The 17,408-nt window shown below is 60.4% G+C and carries 16 protein-coding genes and 1 tRNA gene; 6 read left to right on the top strand and 11 right to left on the bottom strand.

The features are described from left to right. Positions 1-122 precede the first annotated feature (122 nt). Positions 123-1,280, top strand: coding sequence for an aminotransferase class I/II-fold pyridoxal phosphate-dependent enzyme (locus B5V00_RS04210; protein ID WP_085009509.1), 1,158 nt, complete (start codon positions 123-125; stop codon positions 1,278-1,280). Between the two features lie 192 nt (positions 1,281-1,472). Here the strand turns inward: B5V00_RS04210 and galE are convergent, their stop codons facing one another. The 11 genes from galE to ispG form a co-directional block, all read right to left on the bottom strand. Beyond that, positions 1,473-2,489, bottom strand: a complete 1,017-nt coding sequence (gene galE / locus B5V00_RS04205; RefSeq protein ID WP_085009508.1) for a UDP-glucose 4-epimerase GalE — start codon at positions 2,487-2,489, stop codon at positions 1,473-1,475. Positions 2,490-2,527: 38 nt separating this feature from the next. Then, positions 2,528-3,331 (bottom strand): 3'(2'),5'-bisphosphate nucleotidase CysQ, encoded by an 804-nt coding sequence (gene cysQ / locus B5V00_RS04200; RefSeq protein WP_139800642.1) that lies wholly within the window; start codon positions 3,329-3,331, stop codon positions 2,528-2,530. Further along, positions 3,328-5,259 (bottom strand): sulfate adenylyltransferase subunit CysN, encoded by a 1,932-nt coding sequence (gene cysN, locus B5V00_RS04195; protein ID WP_085009507.1) that lies wholly within the window; start codon positions 5,257-5,259, stop codon positions 3,328-3,330. Before cysN ends, cysQ begins: the two co-directional genes overlap by 4 nt. Positions 5,260-5,379: 120 nt before the next feature. Next, positions 5,380-6,279 carry a sulfate adenylyltransferase subunit CysD gene (cysD, locus tag B5V00_RS04190; protein WP_085009506.1) on the bottom strand — a complete coding sequence of 300 codons (900 nt, stop codon included), beginning with the start codon at positions 6,277-6,279 and terminating at the stop codon, positions 5,380-5,382. A gap of 45 nt (positions 6,280-6,324) precedes the next feature. After that, the gene (gene cysC, locus B5V00_RS04185; protein WP_172399618.1) at positions 6,325-7,107 is read right to left on the bottom strand and encodes an adenylyl-sulfate kinase; all 783 of its coding nucleotides are present in this window, start codon (positions 7,105-7,107) and stop codon (positions 6,325-6,327) included. A gap of 326 nt (positions 7,108-7,433) precedes the next feature. Further along, complete coding sequence (locus B5V00_RS04180) at positions 7,434-7,733, bottom strand: ComEA family DNA-binding protein (RefSeq protein ID WP_085009504.1); 300 nt, start codon at positions 7,731-7,733, stop codon at positions 7,434-7,436. 166 nt (positions 7,734-7,899) lie between these two features. Beyond that, positions 7,900-8,286, bottom strand: a complete 387-nt coding sequence (locus tag B5V00_RS04175; RefSeq protein WP_085009503.1) for a HEAT repeat domain-containing protein — start codon at positions 8,284-8,286, stop codon at positions 7,900-7,902. A gap of 149 nt (positions 8,287-8,435) precedes the next feature. Then, the gene (locus tag B5V00_RS04170; protein ID WP_085009502.1) at positions 8,436-8,975 is read right to left on the bottom strand and encodes a hypothetical protein; all 540 of its coding nucleotides are present in this window, start codon (positions 8,973-8,975) and stop codon (positions 8,436-8,438) included. 59 nt (positions 8,976-9,034) lie between these two features. Next, the gene (gene ppgK / locus B5V00_RS04165; protein ID WP_085009501.1) at positions 9,035-9,811 is read right to left on the bottom strand and encodes a polyphosphate--glucose phosphotransferase; all 777 of its coding nucleotides are present in this window, start codon (positions 9,809-9,811) and stop codon (positions 9,035-9,037) included. Further along, positions 9,811-10,650, bottom strand: a complete 840-nt coding sequence (locus tag B5V00_RS04160; protein ID WP_085009500.1) for a mechanosensitive ion channel family protein — start codon at positions 10,648-10,650, stop codon at positions 9,811-9,813. Before B5V00_RS04160 ends, ppgK begins: the two co-directional genes overlap by 1 nt. A 237-nt stretch (positions 10,651-10,887) precedes the next feature. After that, positions 10,888-11,955 carry a flavodoxin-dependent (E)-4-hydroxy-3-methylbut-2-enyl-diphosphate synthase gene (gene ispG, locus B5V00_RS04155; protein WP_085009499.1) on the bottom strand — a complete coding sequence of 356 codons (1,068 nt, stop codon included), beginning with the start codon at positions 11,953-11,955 and terminating at the stop codon, positions 10,888-10,890. 280 nt (positions 11,956-12,235) lie between these two features. Between ispG and rlmD the strand changes: the two genes are divergently transcribed. The 5 genes from rlmD (at position 12,236) to selA (ending at position 17,408) form a co-directional block, all read left to right on the top strand. Next, entirely contained in the window at positions 12,236-13,639 is a 1,404-nt protein-coding gene (gene rlmD / locus B5V00_RS04150) for a 23S rRNA (uracil(1939)-C(5))-methyltransferase RlmD (RefSeq protein WP_085009498.1), read from the top strand. A 223-nt stretch (positions 13,640-13,862) separates the two neighbouring features. Next, positions 13,863-13,958: transfer RNA gene (locus B5V00_RS04145), tRNA-Sec, on the top strand. A gap of 357 nt (positions 13,959-14,315) precedes the next feature. Then, positions 14,316-14,567 carry a helix-turn-helix domain-containing protein gene (locus B5V00_RS04140; protein WP_085009497.1) on the top strand — a complete coding sequence of 84 codons (252 nt, stop codon included), beginning with the start codon at positions 14,316-14,318 and terminating at the stop codon, positions 14,565-14,567. Beyond that, positions 14,568-15,875, top strand: coding sequence for a type II toxin-antitoxin system HipA family toxin (locus B5V00_RS04135; protein ID WP_085009496.1), 1,308 nt, complete (start codon positions 14,568-14,570; stop codon positions 15,873-15,875). It begins immediately after the preceding gene. 114 nt (positions 15,876-15,989) lie between these two features. Then, entirely contained in the window at positions 15,990-17,408 is a 1,419-nt protein-coding gene (gene selA / locus B5V00_RS04130) for an L-seryl-tRNA(Sec) selenium transferase (protein ID WP_085009495.1), read from the top strand.

The following is a 17,408-nucleotide window of genomic DNA, read 5'->3' as shown; positions in this document are numbered from 1 at the left end:
ACTGTCCCCCTTGCCTTGCAGCTTGATACTATCTGCCGGAATGAAAGTCAATTTCCGAACGACGGCTTTACCGATCTGCAGTGATCAGGTAAAGTTTTCTCCTGCTTTCCGGAGGACATACCATGACCCGCATGGCCCGACGCGCAGCATCCCTGCAACCGACTATTTTTACCGCGATGACCGATCTCGCCAACCGCCACCGGGCGATCAACCTCGGCCAGGGGTTTCCCGACTTCGCCGCCGGGGAAGCGATCAAGCGCAGTGCCGTCCGCGCCATCAAGCAGGACTGCAACCAGTACGCCCCCAGCAACGGACAGCCGCAGCTGCGCGAGGCGATCGCCGCCAAGATGAGCCGACAATACGGCCTCCAGTTCGACCCCGGGTCGCAGATCGCGGTCACGGTCGGCGCCACCGAGGCGCTGTTCGCCGCTCTCTTCAGCCTGCTCGATCCGGGCGATGAGGTGGTTCTGTTCGAGCCCTGCTACGATTCCTACCGCCCGGCGATCAGCATGGCCGGCGGCGTATCCCGTCCCCTCACCCTGCGACCGCCTGACTGGCACGTCGACCGCGACGAACTGGAGCGGCTGATCTCCCCCCGCACCCGGCTGCTGCTGCTCAATTCACCGCAGAACCCGATCGGCAAGGTGTTCAACCGGGAGGAACTGCGGGCGATTGCCGAACTCTGCGTCAGGCATGATGTCATCGCCGTCACCGACGAGGTCTACGAGCATATCCTCTTCGAGGGCGAGCACATCCCCCTGGCGACCCTGCCCGGCATGGCGGACCGCACCCTGACCATTTCCAGCCTCGCCAAGACCTTCAGCGTCACCGGCTGGAAGGTCGGCTGGGCTGCCGGACCGGCTGACCTGGTCGAGGCCCTGCTGCGCGTCAAGCAGTTCATCACCTTCTGCGGCGCGGCCCCGCTGCAGACCGCCGCGGCCGAGGCCCTGGCCGTCGGAGAGGACTTTTATCAGCGGTTGAAGGAGGATTACCGGCAGCGGCGCGATTTTCTCTGCGAGCTGCTGGCCGACGTCGGCCTGCCGCCGCTGACCCCGCAGGGGACCTATTTCGTCTGTGTCGACATCGGCGCTCTGGGACGGGGGAATGACATCGCATTCTGTCGTGATCTGACCGAACGGGTCGGCGTCGCCGCCATCCCGGTCAGCCCCTTCTGCAGCAACCCGGACGACGGTCGCGACCTGGTCCGCTTCGCCTTCTGCAAATCCCGGCCGGTGCTGGAAGAGGCGGCGAAAAGACTGCGGGCGGGGGCGGGGATGTGAGATGTAAGACGTGAGATGTGAGATGTGAGACGTGAGAGGCAAAGGCAAGAATAAGGAGCAAACCTCTTCACCCCCTGCTCATCTCTCATCTCTCATCTCTCATCTCCCATCTCCCATCTCCCATCTCCCATCTCTCATCTCCCATCTCCCATCTCCCATCTCCCATCTCCCATCTCCCATCTCCCATCTCCTTCACTCCCCGGCGTAGCCGTTCGGATTCTGCCGCTGCCATCTCCAGCCGTCGCGGCACATCTCTTCGAGTCCGCGTTCGGCCTTCCAGCCCAGTTCTTCCGCGGCCAGGGACGGGTCGGCGTAGCAGGCGGCGATATCTCCCGGGCGGCGGGCCACAATCCGGTAGGGCACCGCGATGTTGTTGATCCGCTGAAAGGCGTCGACCATCTGCAGCACCGAGTAGCCCTGTCCGGTGCCGAGATTGACGCAGACCAGCCCCGGCTCGCGTTCGAGACGTTCCAGCGCTCGGAGATGGCCGAGGGCGAGGTCGACAACATGGATGTAGTCGCGCACCCCGGTACCGTCGACGGTCGGGTAATCATCGCCGAAGATCGACAGTCGTTCACGCTTGCCGACAGCGACCTGGGTGATAAAGGGAAAGAGGTTGTTGGGAATGCCGTTGGGATTCTCGCCGATGCGGCCGCTTTCATGGGCGCCGATCGGATTGAAGTAGCGCAGCAGGGCGATCCGCCACTCGGAGTCGGAGGTATGCAGGTCGCGCAGCATCTCCTCGATGAAGAGCTTGGTCCGTCCGTAGGGATTGGTCGCCCCGGTGGGGAAATCCTCGCGGATCGGCAGGGAGGCCGGGTCACCGTAGACGGTGGCCGAGGAACTGAAGACCAGCCGCTTGCAGCCGACCTCGGCCATCACCTCGCAGAGGGTGGCGGTACCGGCAACATTGTTCTGATAATAGGCCAGCGGGATGTCACAGGATTCGCCGACCGCCTTGAGCCCGGCGAAGTGGACCACTGCGGCGGGACGGCAGTCATCGAAAATACGCCGCAGTGCCGACCGGTCGCGGATATCGGCCACCTCCAGCCGCGCCTGGCGCCCGGCCAGCTCGGCAACCCGCTTAAGGGCAACCGGCGAGGCATTGCTGAGGTTGTCGACCACGACCACCTCCTGCCCCGCCTGCAACAGCTCAAGGACGGTGTGGGAACCAATATATCCGGCCCCGCCGGTCACGAGTATCGACATTTTTTTCTCCCTTGCCTGAATCCGGTTTAAGGCCTTATTCAGACCCGCGGCAGCTCCAGCCCCGGCGGGGCGACGATGAAGTGGGGATTGAGCAGGTTCTGCTTGTTGTAACACAGCGGCTCTCCCCCGGGGGTCGTCACCCTCGCCCCGGCGGCGACGGCAACGGCGTGACCGGCGGCGGTATCCCATTCCATGGTCGGACCGAGACGCGGGTAGATATCGGCCAGCCCCTCGGCGACGACACAGAGTTTCAGTGAACTGCCGACCGAAACCGCTTCGGCGACGCGAATTTTCTCCAGGTAGGCCGCCAGCTCCGGCGACGGATGGGAGCGGCTCATCACCACCTTCAATCCCGCCGCGGGATCGGGGTTGCGGACACGGACCGGGCACGGCTCGCCCCGCCCCGTCTGCAGCCAGGCGCCCTGTCCCTCGATTCCCCAGTAGAGTTTCTCCTGCACCGGGACGTAGACCACCCCGAGAACCGGCTGCCCGGCTTCAATCAGGGCGATGTTGACGGTGAATTCGCCGTTGCGCTTAATGAACTCCTTGGTGCCGTCGAGGGGATCGACCAGCCAGAAACGCTCCCAGCCGCGGCGCTCATCAAAAGAGATCTCCGCCCCCTCCTCGGAGAGAATCGGAATCTCGGGAAAGTTACGCTTAAGCCCGGCGCTGATGACCTGGTGGGAGGCCTTGTCGGCGCAGGTCAGCGGCGACTGATCCCCCTTGAGTTCGACATTGAACTCCCCGGCATAGATCTCCATGATCGCCTCTCCCGCGGCACGGGCGATGGCGCAGACCCTGGCGATATCGATATCCATGATAGCCTTGTCCTGTTCGGTCATGACTGCCACAAGGTTCCGTCGCGCTGCTCGCCGAGCAATTCATCGCCGAGCAGCCGCTTGACAATCTCTTCGGCGATCTCTTCGGCCGGCTTTTCCCGGGTATCGATCACCATTTCGGCATTTTCCGGCGGTTCGTAGGCCGAGTCGATGCCGGTGAAATTCGGCAACTGGCCGGAACGGGCCTTCTTGTAGAGCCCCTTGGGATCGCGCTGTTCACAGACTTCAAGCGGGGTGTCGACAAAAACCTCGATGAATTCGCCCTCCTCCAGCAGGTCACGGGCCATCTTTCGCTCACTGCGAAACGGGGAGATGAAAGCGGTCAGGACGATGATCCCGGCATCGACGAAGAGTCGGGCCGCCTCGGCGATACGGCGGATGTTCTCCACCCGGTCAGCGTCGGTAAAACCGAGATCCTTGTTCAGACCATGGCGGACATTGTCGCCGTCGAGCAGGTAGGTATGACGACCGAGGGCATGCAGTTTCTTTTCCACCAGGTTGGCAATGGTCGACTTGCCGGCGCCGGAAAGCCCGGTGAACCAGAGGACACAGGGTTTCTGCCCCTTGATGGCGGCGCGGGAGTCTTTGTTGACATCGATCGACTGCCAGTGAATATTGCTGGCGCGGCGCAGCGGATGATCGATCATTCCGGCACCGACGGTGGCGTTGGTCAGGCGGTCGATGAGAATGAAATTGCCGGTGCCGCGGTTCTCCTTGTAGGGATCGAAGGAGACAGCACGATCCAGGGCGAGGTTGCAGACGCCGATCTCGTTGAGCGCCAGGGTCTTGCACGGCTGATGTTCAAGACTGTTGACGTCGACGCGGTATTTCAACTCGCCGATCTGGGCGGTCACCAGACTGGCGCCGGTCTTGAGCAGGTAGCTGCGTCCCGGCAGCAGGGCGTCCTCGTGCATCCAGACCAGGTGCGCCTGGAACTGGTCGGCATGAACAGGCCGCGCCTCGGCATCGGCCAGCAGGTCACCGCGGCTGATATCGATCTCGTCTTCGAGGCAGAGGGTGACCGCCTGTCCGGCAACCGCCTGGTCCAGGTCTCCGTCCATGGTGACGATGCGTCGGATGCGGCTGGTCTGTCCCGATCCGGGCACGACGATCCGGTCTCCCGGCAAAATGCGGCCTGAGGCGATGGTGCCGGAAAATCCCCGGAAATCAAGATTGGGCCGGTTGACCCACTGCACCGGCATGCGGAACGGCAGTTCCACCGCCCGGTCGCCGACCGCGACCGTCTCCAGGGCGTGCATCAGCGTCGGGCCGTCGTACCAGGGCATATTCTCCCCGGGGTGGATGATGTTGTCCCCCTTAAGAGCCGAGATCGGGATGCAGGTCATCTCCTCGAAACCGAGTTCGGCAGCGAACTGCCGGTAGTCGGCGCAGATGGTTTTGTAGGTCTCTTCACGATAGTCGACCAGGTCCATCTTGTTAATCGCCAGCACAACCTTGCGGATCCCCACCAGCGACACCAGGAAACTGTGACGCCGGGTCTGGGTCAGCACGCCCTTGCGGGCGTCAACCAGGATCACCGCCAGCTGTGCGGTCGAGGCGCCGGTGACCATGTTGCGGGTGTACTGTTCATGCCCCGGGGTGTCGGCGACGATGAACTTGCGCTTGTCGGTGGAAAAGAAGCGGTAGGCGACATCGATGGTGATCCCCTGTTCCCGCTCGGCCTGCAGGCCGTCGAGCAGCAGCGCATAATCGATCTCGTCCCCCTGGGTGCCGATCCGTTTGCTGTCGGCTTCCAGCGCTGCCAGGTGGTCCTCGAAGACCAGCTTCGAATCCCACAGCAGCCGCCCGATCAGGGTCGACTTGCCGTCATCGACGCTGCCGCAGGTAATGAAGCGCAGCATCGATTTTTCTTCCTGGGCTTTCAGGTAAGCGTGAATATCTTCGGCGATCAGTACGGATTGGTTGTTCATAAGTTCCTCAAGTGCGGCTAAGGGCGAAGGGCTAAAGGCTAAGGGGATAACCGGCTCCTTTCGACCTTTAACCTTTGGCCTTTAGCCGATGTGGTATGTAACCTTTAGCCGCTTTTGCTTTTAAAAATACCCTTCCTGCTTCTTCTTCTCCATGCTGCCGGCCTGGTCGTGATCGATGGCGCGCCCCTGGCGTTCCGAGGTGCGGGTCAGCAGCATTTCCTGGATGATTTCCGGCAGGGTGGCGGCGGTCGATTCGACGGCTCCGGTCAGCGGGTAGCAGCCGAGGGTACGGAAACGGACTGACTTTTCGACGATCTTTTCGCCCGGCTTCAGTTCGAGACGGTCATCATCGGCGAGAATCAGCATGCCTTCCCGTTCCAGTACCGGCCTGACCTTGGCGTAGTAGAGCGGCACGATGGGAATCTGCTCAAGATAGATGTACTGCCAGATATCCAGTTCGGTCCAGTTGGAGAGCGGAAAAACACGGATGCTCTCGCCCGGAGCGACCCGGGTGTTGTAGAGATTCCACAATTCGGGTCGCTGGTTCTTCGGATCCCAGCGGTGATTGGCGCTGCGGAAGGAAAAGATCCGTTCCTTGGCGCGCGACTTTTCCTCGTCCCGCCGCGCGCCGCCGAAGGCGGCATCGAAGCCGTACTTGTCAAGCGCCTGCTTCAACCCCTCGGTCTTCATCACGTCAGTGTAGAGGGCGCTGCCGTGGGTGAAGGGAGAAATCCCCCGTTCAACACCCTCCAGGTTGGTATGAACCAGCAGTTCAAAACCATGCTCGGCCGCCATCCGCTCCCGAAACGCGATCATCTCACGGAACTTCCAGGTGGTGTCGACATGCATCAGCGGGAAGGGCAGCTTCCCGGGATGAAAGGCCTTGCGGGCCAGGTGCAGCATCACCGAGGAATCTTTGCCGATGGAGTAGAGCATCACCGGGTTTTCGAAAACCGCGGCGACCTCGCGCATGATATGGATACTTTCCGCTTCCAGCTGGCGCAGGTGGGTCTGGTTCATAAAATAACTTTCCACTCTTTCATATATGAGTTGACGATGTGATGGTCAGGATTCATCGAAAGAAACTTCGGCCGCTGCCGGCGCCTTCTTCACCCGTCGGCCTTCGACCAGGACATGCTTCTTCAGGTAGTCAAGCACCTGCTCCGCGGCTCTCTCGGCAGGGGTCTGCTCCACATCGATCACGATTTCCGGCTGCCGCGGCTGCTCATAGGCGACATCCACGCCGGGGAAATATTTGAATTCTCCTCTTTGGGCTCTGGCGTAGTGCCCCTTGCTGTCCCGCTTCATACAGGCCTCCGGCGTCGAACGCATGTGAACCTCGACAAAGGTCGCGGCCATCCGCCGGGCGAATTCACGACTTTCACGGTAGGGAGAAACAAAGGACGCGACCACGCTGACCCCGTTCTTTTCCAGCATCGCGCAGAGGTGGCCGGAGCGCTTGACGTGGCGGTTGACCTCGGGCGGAGAGAAGCCGGTTTCGGGGAAAAGGGGGCGGACATCACGGCTGTCGAGACGTTCAACCTTGAGCCCCCGGTCTTTCAGCAGCTGGTACACTCTGTCGGCCACGGCTTTTTTACCGGAGGCGGGCAGACCGGTAAACCAGAGGACAAAGGCCGGCACCTCTTTCTTCCCCCAGCGGATCTTCTGCCACAGGCGCTCGTGAAAAAAATAGAGCGCCATCTTGGCGACAACTTCCAGGGCGCCGACGGTCAGCGCCAGGGCGAACCGTCCGGTAAAGGCGAAGACGATGACCGCCGTGGTGATGGTGGCCCAGGTGCGCCACGAAAGGGCCTTGAAGATGGAGCGTGCCCTGGTTTCATACTGCATGAAAAAAACACCTCGACCGGCTGAACAGAAGATGCTTTCGCAAAAAGCATCAAGAGTGTTGGCTAAGCAAAAAGCGCCAGCAGCAAGGCGCGCGATTGTCGAGCAATGAGGCGTATTTACGTACGTTGAAGCAGCGAGACAAACGCAGCAACGCAGCTGCTGGTGAGTTTTTGCGACGCCATCAACAGAAAGAAGTTGCGAGTATAGCCTCGCCATCTCAAAAAAATCTCAAAAAACATCTCACCGCTTACATTTTATTGAAAAAGCCCGCCGGTTGCCCGGCGGGCTCTGCTCCGTTTGATGGAAAACCGGACAGGAAGTCAGAATTACTCAACCACCACCAGCGGACGAATCTTTTCCAGCGTTTTTCTGCCAATCCCCTGGACCTTGACCAGGGCATCGACCGAAGCAAAAGGGCCGTTGGCGTCCCTGAAGGCGACAATCCGCTCAGCGGTCACCTTGCCGACTCCGGGCAACTTCTGCAATTCCCTGGTCGTAGCGACATTGACATTGACAGCGCCGGTCTTGACCTGAGCCTGCAACGGCACCTCGGCGGCACCAGCCGGCAGGCTGAAAACGAACAGGCTCGACACAACCAGCAACACAGCAACAAACAGACGTTTCATCGTTCTTTTCCTCCATGAAAAGGGTTGAATGGAACCGCCTCCGGCAATTCTCCACCCCTCCTTTCGCGGCTTATTTCCAACCTGAACCTGAGGGTTCAGGTCCAACCTCCATGTTGCACCGGAAACGATTCAGCGTGCTGCTATCATACGATAAAATTAAAAAAGATCAAGAACCCGACATGCTGCTGCGAATCTGCTCCAGGCTGCGGCTGACATTGCTGCGAACAATGTCCGAGGGATCCTCCAGGGCCGCTTCCAGGTGCGGCAGTGCCTCTTCGGCCTTCAGTAGCCCGAGAGCCTTGGCCGCGCTCTTGCGGACCCACTCATCGCCATCTTTCAGCATCGGGACCAGTTGCGGCACGGCTTCACGCACCCCCAGTTCACCGAGAGCGAAGGTGGCATTGCTGCGTACCGTGGCATTGGTATCCTCGAGGGCGCCGATCAGGGCGGCGGCGGCGGCGAGATCACCGCAGTGGCCCAATTCGGCCGCGGCCCGGGAACGTTTGATACCACTGCCGTTTTTCAAATCATCGATCAACTTCTGTACAGCCATTTTGCACCTCTCCTCGGATAACAGTGACGAACCTCCCGATAACAGATTGGAATATCAATCGCAAAGAAGACGAATTCACGACCCGTGACCTGAATCAAGTCCGGCATCAACGGCTTCAGGCACAAGCCTGGAAACCTTCCTTCGGGACGTTATGATCCCGATGACCCCGCGTCCCGCAGCGCCCGCAGTTGCTGCAGAGACTGCTGCAGCATCGCCTGGCGGCCGGCCTGCTGAAACTCACCGGCGGCGACTTCAAGCTGTCGAATCGCCGTGGCAAGGGAAATATGCGGCGGCTGAACCGGCCGTTTCACCTGCCATCGCCCATCCTGCCGGTCGAGCAGAAAGTTGACCCGCTGCAGTTCAGGACTCTTCTTGCGCGGAATCCACTGCCCGTCAAGCAGTTCGCCGAGAACCCGGTATTCAACCACGGCACGGAGCCCGTCGGGAGCGCGCTGGACCGGCTTGGCCCGATAGCTCTCCACCACCACCAGCACCGCCCAGTCGGGCTCCGTCTGCCAACCAACCAGGGTGGCGATGTTGGTTTTCCATTCCTCCGGCGTCAGACGACTGCCGATGAAGTCCCGCTGCAGGAAGCGGGTCACCACCTGGTCGGCCGTGACCGCGGTTTCGGCCGCCGGACTGGAAACAACAGAACCGCAGAGAACAAGGATAACGAGAAGCAGGCGCATCGAACCTCCATAGAGAGAATATCCGGGGGGACAACCTCGAACCCGCAAAGTCACGATATTCAGATCTGAATTATGCCACTGGCGACACGGTCTGGCAATGCTTCCGGGCATCCCGCCAGGGCAGCGCCGACAATCCCGGCGTCATTGAAATGGCGTGCCACCCTGACCGGCGTTTCGACCTTGAGCAGATCGATGAACTCCGTATATTTCCTACTCCCGCCGCCGCCGAGAATGAAAAGATCGGGATTGAGCAGCCGCTCCAGCTGCTGCAGGTGCAGACTGAAACGCCCCGCCCACTGCTGCCAGGAGAGCCCTTCCGCCTTGCGGACACGGGCGGAGGCAAAGTGCTCGGCCATGGTGCCGTCGGCAAGATAGAGATGACCGAGTTCACTGTTGGGGAGCAGTTCCCCGTTACGAAACAGGGCCGAGCCGAGCCCGGTGCCGATGGTCACCATGATCACCGTTCCGCCGACGCCGCGCCCGGCTCCGAAACGCATCTCGGCCAGCCCGGCGGCATCGGCATCATTGATCAGCCGCACCGGGCAACCGGTCGCCTCCGACAGCAGCGCCCCGGCATCGGCCCCGACCCAGGAGCGGTCGATGTTGGCCGCCGACAAGGCCACGCCGTTACGAACCACCGCGGGAAAACCACAGCCGATCGGCCCGCTCCAGGAAAAACTCCGCACCAGTTCCGTCACCGTCCGCACCACCGCGGCCGGCGTCGCCGGCTGCGGCGTCAGCAGGCGACGACGTTTGCACAGCAGGCGACCACCGACCACATCGACCGGCGCGGCCTTGATCCCGGTGCCGCCGATATCGATACCCAGAATCTCCATCAGCTTCCAACCGCCGCAGCGCGGGACTGTTCGAGGTGGACATCCATCTGCGGATAGGGGATCGAGATGCCCTCGGCATCAAAGGCAAGCTTGATCTTTTCGATCAGGTCAAAACGAACCGCCCAGTAATCAGCGGTTTCAACCCAGGGCCGAACGACGAAATTGACACTGCTGTCAGCCAGCTCGGCAACCGCCACCACCGGTTCAGGATCCTCGAGAATCCGTTCATCAGCGCGGATCTGCCGCAACATGATGTCGCGAGCCTGCCGGATATCATCCTCGTAACCGATACCGAACTCCAGGTCGATGCGCCGGGTCGGGCGGGCCGCGTAGTTCTTGATGTTGTCCCCGTAGATATTGCCGTTGGGAACGATGACCTCGCAGTTGTCCGGGGTTTTCAGTACGGTACTGAAAATACTGATCTTCTCAACCGTCCCCGCGGTTCCGGCGACCTCGACATAATCCCCCGCCCGGAAGGGGCGAAAAATGATCAGCATCACCCCGGCGGCAAAATTCTGCAGCGAATCCTTCATCGCCAGGCCGACCGCCAGGCCGGCGGCGCCGAGCAGGGCGATCAGTGATGTGGTATCGACTCCGAGTTGGTCAAGGGCGGCGATGATAACAAACAGCACCAGCGCCGCGTGGGCTATCGAGTAGATGAAATCGACCAGGATTTCATCCATCTTCGCCTTGGTCAGCAGCTTGCGCATCAACCCGGTGATGATGCCGACGACAATTCGTCCGACAATAAAAACGGCAGCCGACAGGCCGATGTTGATCACCCAGGGAATCACGTAGTCAGTAAACGCGTCCCCGGAGAAAAAGCTCTGCCAGTCCATGGGTATTCCTCCCGAGAAGATAGTCCCTGAATCAGTGAGCCCCTTGTCGGCGGATAGCGCAAGCCATTGACCCGCCTGAGTTTCCCCCAAATTACCAGCGAACCTGGTGGGTGCGCTTCAGATTTTCGGAAATCTCATTCAGGCCAAGCACTTGCCCTCTCCATCCAACAGGAACTCACTGATTCAGGTAATCTCCATAAGGATAGCAGAGGCTGAGAAGATCACCAGCGGAGCCGGTCAGGACCGCTGCCGTTCCGCCGCCATCCGCTCAGCCTCTTCGACCAGCGCGTCGGCCAGCTCAGCCTGTGGCACCTTGCGAACGATCTCACCCCGGCGGAACAGCAGCCCCTGCCCCTTGCCGCCGGCGATACCGAGATCCGCCTCGCGCGCTTCCCCCGGGCCGTTGACCACGCACCCCATGACGGCGATGGTAAGCGGCACCGGCAAACCGCTGAGACGCGTTTCCACCTCTTCGGCGGTTTCGATCAGGTCAATCTGGCAGCGGCCGCAGGTCGGACAGCTGATAAAGACCGGTCCCCGCTCACGCAGGCCGAGACTCTTGAGAATTTCAAAACCGACCCGCACCTCCTCGACCGGGTCGCCGGTCAGGGACACCCGCAGGGTATCACCGACGCCCTCGTAGAGCAGCACCCCGAGACCGACGGCGCTCTTGACCGTGCCGCTGAAACGGGTACCGGCCTCGGTGATACCGATGTGCAGCGGGTAATCGACCTGCGCCGCCAGCAGCCGGTAGGCCTCGACCGTACGACGGATATCGGAGGCTTTGAGACTGACCTTGATCTGGTCGTAATTCAGCTCTTCGAGGATGCGGATATGACCGAGAGCGCTCTCCGCCATCGCCTCGGCCCCCGGATGACCATACTTCCGCAACAGGTCCTTCTCCAGCGAACCGGCATTGACGCCGATACGGATCGGCAGCCGCTTCTCGGCACAGGCTCTGACCACTTCCTGCACTTTCCAGCGCTCGCCTATATTACCGGGGTTGATGCGCAGACCCGCCACCCCCGATTCCACCGCCTTCAGCGCCAGCCGGTAATCAAAATGGATGTCGGCGATCACCGGGATGGCGCTGCCGGCGCAGATCGCCGCCAGGGACTCGGCCGCCGGGACATCCGGGACGGCACAGCGGACAATTTCGCAACCGGCATCCGTCAGCCGCCCGATCTGCGCCAGGGTCGCCGCGCTGTCGCGGGTATCGGTATTGGTCATCGACTGCACCGAAACCGGGGCGCCGCCGCCGATCTTGACATCCCCTATCTGGATTTGTCGTGTCGTTCTGCTCATTGGATTGATCCTGATCTCGATAAAAGCCGCCGCCAAGGCGCCAGGCACGCCAAGCACGTCAACCCTTTGGAAAGCGAAAGTGTGAAGTTTCCCCCTTGCTTAAAGGGAGAGTGAGGGATGATTTTAATCCTCAGTTGGTCTGCACGAAAAACTTGCCATCCACCTGCCCGCAGGGCGCAGTGTACGGTCGCCTGACCACCGTGGTCAAGGGCGGAAGGCGATTGACAGAGAGTTCCGCTCGGCTTATGGTCGCCGAGACTATTTCAGCAGGAGTCCATGAGTGAAAAAACCGGCACCGAAACAGCCCCGCGACAACCATCTCGAACTTACCATCGACCATCTCAACGACGACGGTCTCGGCGTGTGCCGCAGCATGGGAAAAGAGGTCCTGATCTGGGGGGCTTTCCCCGGCGAAAAGCTGGAGGCAACCATCCTGCACAAGGGACAGCGGCGGATCATCGCCCACCGGCAGCGGGTCATCCAGCCTTCACCGTTGCGTCGCCCCTCTCCTTGTCGACAGGCCCAGACCTGCCAGGGGTGCCCGCTGATCGAACTGCAGCCGCGGGCGCAACTCGACTTCAAGCGGCAGCAGGTCATCCGGGCGATGCAGGACGCCGGGCTGAAAAGAGTCACGGTCCCCGAAGTCATCGCCGCCCCGCAGGAACTCGGCTACCGCACCAGCGCCAAACTGGCCATCGGCCGCCGGCACCGGCACCTGCGCATCGGTCTCTACCGACGCGGCAGTCATGAGATCGTCGACCTGAAAAACTGTCCGCTGCACCATCCGCTGATCAATCGCATCATCGACGTCGTCCGCGAAGAGATCCTCCACCAGAAACTCTCGGTCTGGGATCCGCGCCAGGGAGACGGGTTGCTGCGCTACCTGCTGATCCGCGTCAGTCCCGCCAACAACAGGGCCCTGGTGACCCTGGTCACCGGCCGCCGCGACTACCGCAGCCTCACCCACCTCGCCAAGTGGCTGCAGAAGAAGGTTCCCGAGGTGGTCGCCATCCACCAGAACGTCAACCCCGGCAGCGGCAACGCCATCCTCGGCCGTGAAACCCTGAAAATGCTCGGTGCCCCCGATCTGCGCGACCAGCTCGGTGATTTCACCGTTCATCTCGGCCCGACTTCCTTCCTGCAGGTCAACCACGACCAGGCGGCCCGCATCTACCACCAGGTGACCGACTGGCTGCAGCCGCAAAAGGACGAGCCGGCCCTTGACCTCTACTGCGGCATCGGTGGTATCGCCCTGCACCTGGCAGCAAAGGGGGCAGAGGTCACCGGAGTGGAAATGGTTGAAGAAGCGGTCCACTATGCCGCCCGGAACGCCAAAAGAAATGGACTCGACAACTGCCGTTTCATCGCCGGTGATACCGCCCGGGTAGTCGCCGAACTGGTCGCCCGACTGCCGTCAGGAACCCGTGTGGTGGTCAACCCGCCGCGCACCGGCTGCACCCCCGAGGTGCTGGAGCAGGTCGCCAGCCTGCAGCCGAAGAAGATGGTCTACGTCTCCTGCAACCCGCAGACCCTGGCCCGCGATCTGGCGATCCTCGAATCCCACGGCATGGGCGTCGACAAGCTGCAGTCCTATGACATGTTCCCGCAGACCCCGCACGTCGAAACCATCGCCCTGCTCAGCCCGCACCCGGAACTGCGCAAAAGCCGAAAAAAACGGAAATAGTCTCAAAACACTTGTTGATACAGCGTGTTATCACTATAATCAGGATTCTTTCGTCATGCAGAAAGACCTGTTGAAAACAAATTCGGGAGTTTCAGCGAGGGATTTTCACTCAAATCAAGGAAGATGTGATAACGACGCGGAGGCGTACCCCGGTACGCCACACAAGGAGTTGAGCATCTGACGCAGAGTTGGGTGAAAAGATCCGCTGAAAACCCGAATTTAAGGGAGTAGTTCGTAGGCTGGTGCCGCGCCCGGTCTTCAAAACCGGTGGGGGGCGTGATCCGTCCCTGGTGGGTTCGATTCCCATCTACTCCCGCCAAAATACCAGGCTTGCAGACCGCTGGCGATGGGAATCGAAGCGGAGCAAGCGCGTCCTTCGGACGATGAGCGGCCAGGGATGGCCGCGGCAGCGAGCGGAGGGGAGCCGACGCAGGAGCCGCCCGGACGGCGGCGACGAAGGCGGCGATTCCCATCTACTCCCGCCATTGTCTTCTAAGTGCTTGAAATTCAGGCACTTTTTCAGCTTCAAAACCTTCCCCTCCACCTTTATGCCCATTGAACATAAATTCATTTTATGGCCATTGAACCATATTTTTATTTTATGGTCTATTGACCATAAGCTGGTTTTATGGCTTAATGACCATAAAGAATCCAGCAGAACGTCAAGGGGCCCGCGATGAAAACAAAAGCTGTCAACTCCAAAAGCCTTGGGATAATCCTGAAATCCGTGAGAAAAAGTAAAGGTCTCAACCAGACGGAGACCGGAAAACTCGTGGGGGTTGACCAAACAACCATATCTAAAATTGAGAGAGGTGAGTCCAACGCTCGAATCGATACACTATTCCGGATATTAGCGGCCCTGGACATGGAATTGATCGTGAGACCCCGAGAAAAAACATCCGACATGAGCGAAGGAGACACCTGGTAAATGGGGCGAAAACGACTGGGTTCTGAATTATTCATTTTCATGAACGGGGAAAAAGTGGGGCTTCTTTCCAGGGCCTCAAACGGAAAGCTCGCATTCCAATACGACGCGACATGGCTGGACAGTAAATCCGGGCGCCCCTTGTCGCTGTCAATGCCCTTAACAGATCAAACTTATTCGGGCGATGAAGTCGAAAACTATTTCGACAACCTTCTCCCTGACAGCCAGCCGATAAGAAACCGTATCCAGCAAAGGTTTGGGGCCAGATCAAACCGGGGATTTGATCTGTTATGGCACGTGGGTAGCGATTGCGTCGGTGCAATACAGTTGTTGCCTGAAGATACTCAAGTCGATGTCCAGAAAATAGAATCCGAGTCATTAAGCGACGCAGAAATTGCTGAAACGCTCAAAAGTTACAGGACCATGCCTTTGGGCATGCGAGAGGATAAAGAGTTTCGCATCTCGATAGCCGGGGCACAGGAAAAAACCGCGCTCCTGCGGCTTGACGATGAGTGGCATCGGCCTCTAGGGATGACCCCAACAAGTCACATCTTCAAGCTCCCGATCGGCCGTATTGAACATAGCGGCATGGATTTGAGCGACAGCGTAGAAAATGAATGGCTTTGCCATGCCATCCTGAAAGCCTATGAAATCCCCGTAGCCAATACGGAAATGATGACCTTTGAGGACACAAAAGCTCTCGTCGTGGAACGCTTTGATCGTCGCTGGTCAACTGACAAGTCGTGGTTGATCCGCCTGCCCCAGGAAGACATGTGCCAGGCCCTGGGGGTTCCTCCGGCACTGAAATATGAGTCTGATGGGGGACCAGGCATTGAGCAGATCATGAAATTGCTGCTGGGATCGGCCCATAGCCTTGCTGATCGTAGAACTTTCATGACCCGGGTTTTTCTGTTCTGGGTACTGGGGGCGATTGACGGACATGCCAAAAACTTCAGTCTAGCGCTGAAACCCGGTGGAGAATTCCAACTGACGCCTGCCTATGATGTGCTGTCAGCCTATCCGCTAATTGCCAAAAAACAGCTTGAGCAAAGGCGGATGACCATGGCAATGTCCTTAAGAGGCAAGAACCGCCAATATCAGTGGGAAAGGATGTTTGGCAGGCACTGGCTATCGACTGCCAAACGCTGCAACTTCCCAAGCGACGAAATGACTCAGATCATCGAAAGGATAATGGGGGAAATGGATCCTGTCATTGAGCGAGTCAGCGCTCGGCTACCCAAAGGTTTCCCCGACGATGTTGCCACGCCGATTTTTGACGGCATGAAAAGAGCAAGAGAGCGCATGGGCTGAAATGGGATAACAATGAAAACGAACGGAACCTGTTCCGGGCATTTTCGCAGGTTGTAAATTGTGCGGGAATTTGATACACAAATTTGTCATCAATTCCGGCCTGGAGTTCGCATAATGAGAAACAAACAGACCCTGCTGCGCAACCTCCCCGCCGTGGACAAACTGCTCCAGTCCGCCCCCTTTCTCGACCTGGCCGCCGATATCCCGCACGCCCTGCAACTGGAAGCCTGCCAGGCCACGGTCGAGTGCCTGCGGCGGGAGATTCTGGGCCGCCCGGAAGCCTTCACCGCCGCCGACCTCGATATCGACTCAGTCGCGCAACGGGCCGCCGAGCAGGCCCGGCAACTGCACCGGCCGAACCTGCGGCCGGTCATCAACGCCACCGGCACCCTGCTGCACACCAACCTCGGCCGCGCCCCCTTGAGTGACGCCGCCCTGCAGGCGGTCGAGAGGGTTTCGCGGGGGTATTCCAACCTCGAATTCGATCTTGACAACGGCGGTCGCGGGCACCGCTACAGCCATGTCGAGGACCTGCTCTGCAAACTCACCGGTGCCGAGGCGGCAACCGTGGTCAACAACAACGCCGGCGCCGTGCTGCTGGCCCTGACCGCTCTGGCGAAGGGCAGGGAGGCCATCGTCTCACGCGGCGAACTGGTCGAGATCGGCGGCGCCTTCCGCATCCCCGAGGTGATGGCGGCCGGCGGGGTACAGCTGCGCGAGGTCGGCGCCACCAACAAGACCCACCTGCGCGACTATCGCGCCGCTATCGGCGAGCAGACCGGCCTGCTGCTCAAAGTTCACACCAGCAACTACCGGATCGTCGGCTTCAGTGAAGCGGTACCGGCCGCCGACCTGGTCGGCCTGGCCGCTGAACACGGCCTGCCGGTGCTGGAAGACCTCGGCAGCGGTATGCTGATCGACCTCACCGAATATGGTCTGCCGCACGAACCAACCGTCGCCGAAACGGTGGCCGCCGGTGTTGACCTGGTCACCTTCAGCGGCGACAAGCTGCTCGGCGGCCCCCAGGCCGGGCTGATCGTCGGCCGCCGGGAGGCAATCGACAAAATCCGCCGCCATCCGATGGCGCGTGCCATGCGCATCGACAAGATGACTCTGGCCGCGCTGGAAGCGACCCTGCGTCCCTACCTCGACCGGGAACGGGCCCTGCGGGAAATCCCGGTGCTGCGCATGCTTGCTGAAAGTGCCGGGAATCTGCGCAGGCGTTGCCGCAAGCTGGCCGCCACACTGAAAAAAACCTGCGGCGGACACGTAACGGTCGAGATTCTCGCGGAAGTCTCCCGGGTCGGCGGCGGCGCCCTGCCGTTGACCGAACTGCCCGGCTGGGCGCTGGCCCTGAGCCTGCCCGATGGCAGCGTTGAAGCCCTGGCCGCCCGCCTGCGACAGGGCGAACCACCGCTGGTCGGTCGTATCCAAAACGATCAGTTGCTGCTCAATCCGCGTACCGTCCTCCCCGAAGAGGAGCCGCTGCTCTGCCGCTGCCTGGCTGCGGCACTGAACGCCCCGGACCATTGA

The organism is Geothermobacter hydrogeniphilus (assembly GCF_002093115.1).
Taxonomy (GTDB): Bacteria; Desulfobacterota; Desulfuromonadia; order Desulfuromonadales; family Geothermobacteraceae; genus Geothermobacter_A; species Geothermobacter_A hydrogeniphilus.
This window is presented reverse-complemented; position numbering and strand designations above follow the sequence as displayed.

What these genes read in the sequence shown, in the direction of transcription:
- B5V00_RS04210 (WP_085009509.1), top strand. Translation starts at nt 123, where the DNA reads ATGACCCGCATGGCCCGACGCGCAGCATCCCTGCAACCGACTATTTTT.
- galE (WP_085009508.1), bottom strand. Translation starts at nt 2,489, where the DNA reads ATGTCGATACTCGTGACCGGCGGGGCCGGATATATTGGTTCCCACACC.
- cysQ (WP_139800642.1), bottom strand. Translation starts at nt 3,331, where the DNA reads ATGACCGAACAGGACAAGGCTATCATGGATATCGATATCGCCAGGGTC.
- cysN (WP_085009507.1), bottom strand. Translation starts at nt 5,259, where the DNA reads ATGAACAACCAATCCGTACTGATCGCCGAAGATATTCACGCTTACCTG.
- cysD (WP_085009506.1), bottom strand. Translation starts at nt 6,279, where the DNA reads ATGAACCAGACCCACCTGCGCCAGCTGGAAGCGGAAAGTATCCATATC.
- cysC (WP_172399618.1), bottom strand. Translation starts at nt 7,107, where the DNA reads ATGCAGTATGAAACCAGGGCACGCTCCATCTTCAAGGCCCTTTCGTGG.
- B5V00_RS04180 (WP_085009504.1), bottom strand. Translation starts at nt 7,733, where the DNA reads ATGAAACGTCTGTTTGTTGCTGTGTTGCTGGTTGTGTCGAGCCTGTTC.
- B5V00_RS04175 (WP_085009503.1), bottom strand. Translation starts at nt 8,286, where the DNA reads ATGGCTGTACAGAAGTTGATCGATGATTTGAAAAACGGCAGTGGTATC.
- B5V00_RS04170 (WP_085009502.1), bottom strand. Translation starts at nt 8,975, where the DNA reads ATGCGCCTGCTTCTCGTTATCCTTGTTCTCTGCGGTTCTGTTGTTTCC.
- ppgK (WP_085009501.1), bottom strand. Translation starts at nt 9,811, where the DNA reads ATGGAGATTCTGGGTATCGATATCGGCGGCACCGGGATCAAGGCCGCG.
- B5V00_RS04160 (WP_085009500.1), bottom strand. Translation starts at nt 10,650, where the DNA reads ATGGACTGGCAGAGCTTTTTCTCCGGGGACGCGTTTACTGACTACGTG.
- ispG (WP_085009499.1), bottom strand. Translation starts at nt 11,955, where the DNA reads ATGAGCAGAACGACACGACAAATCCAGATAGGGGATGTCAAGATCGGC.
- B5V00_RS04140 (WP_085009497.1), top strand. Translation starts at nt 14,316, where the DNA reads ATGAAAACAAAAGCTGTCAACTCCAAAAGCCTTGGGATAATCCTGAAA.
- B5V00_RS04135 (WP_085009496.1), top strand. Translation starts at nt 14,568, where the DNA reads ATGGGGCGAAAACGACTGGGTTCTGAATTATTCATTTTCATGAACGGG.
- selA (WP_085009495.1), top strand. Translation starts at nt 15,990, where the DNA reads ATGAGAAACAAACAGACCCTGCTGCGCAACCTCCCCGCCGTGGACAAA.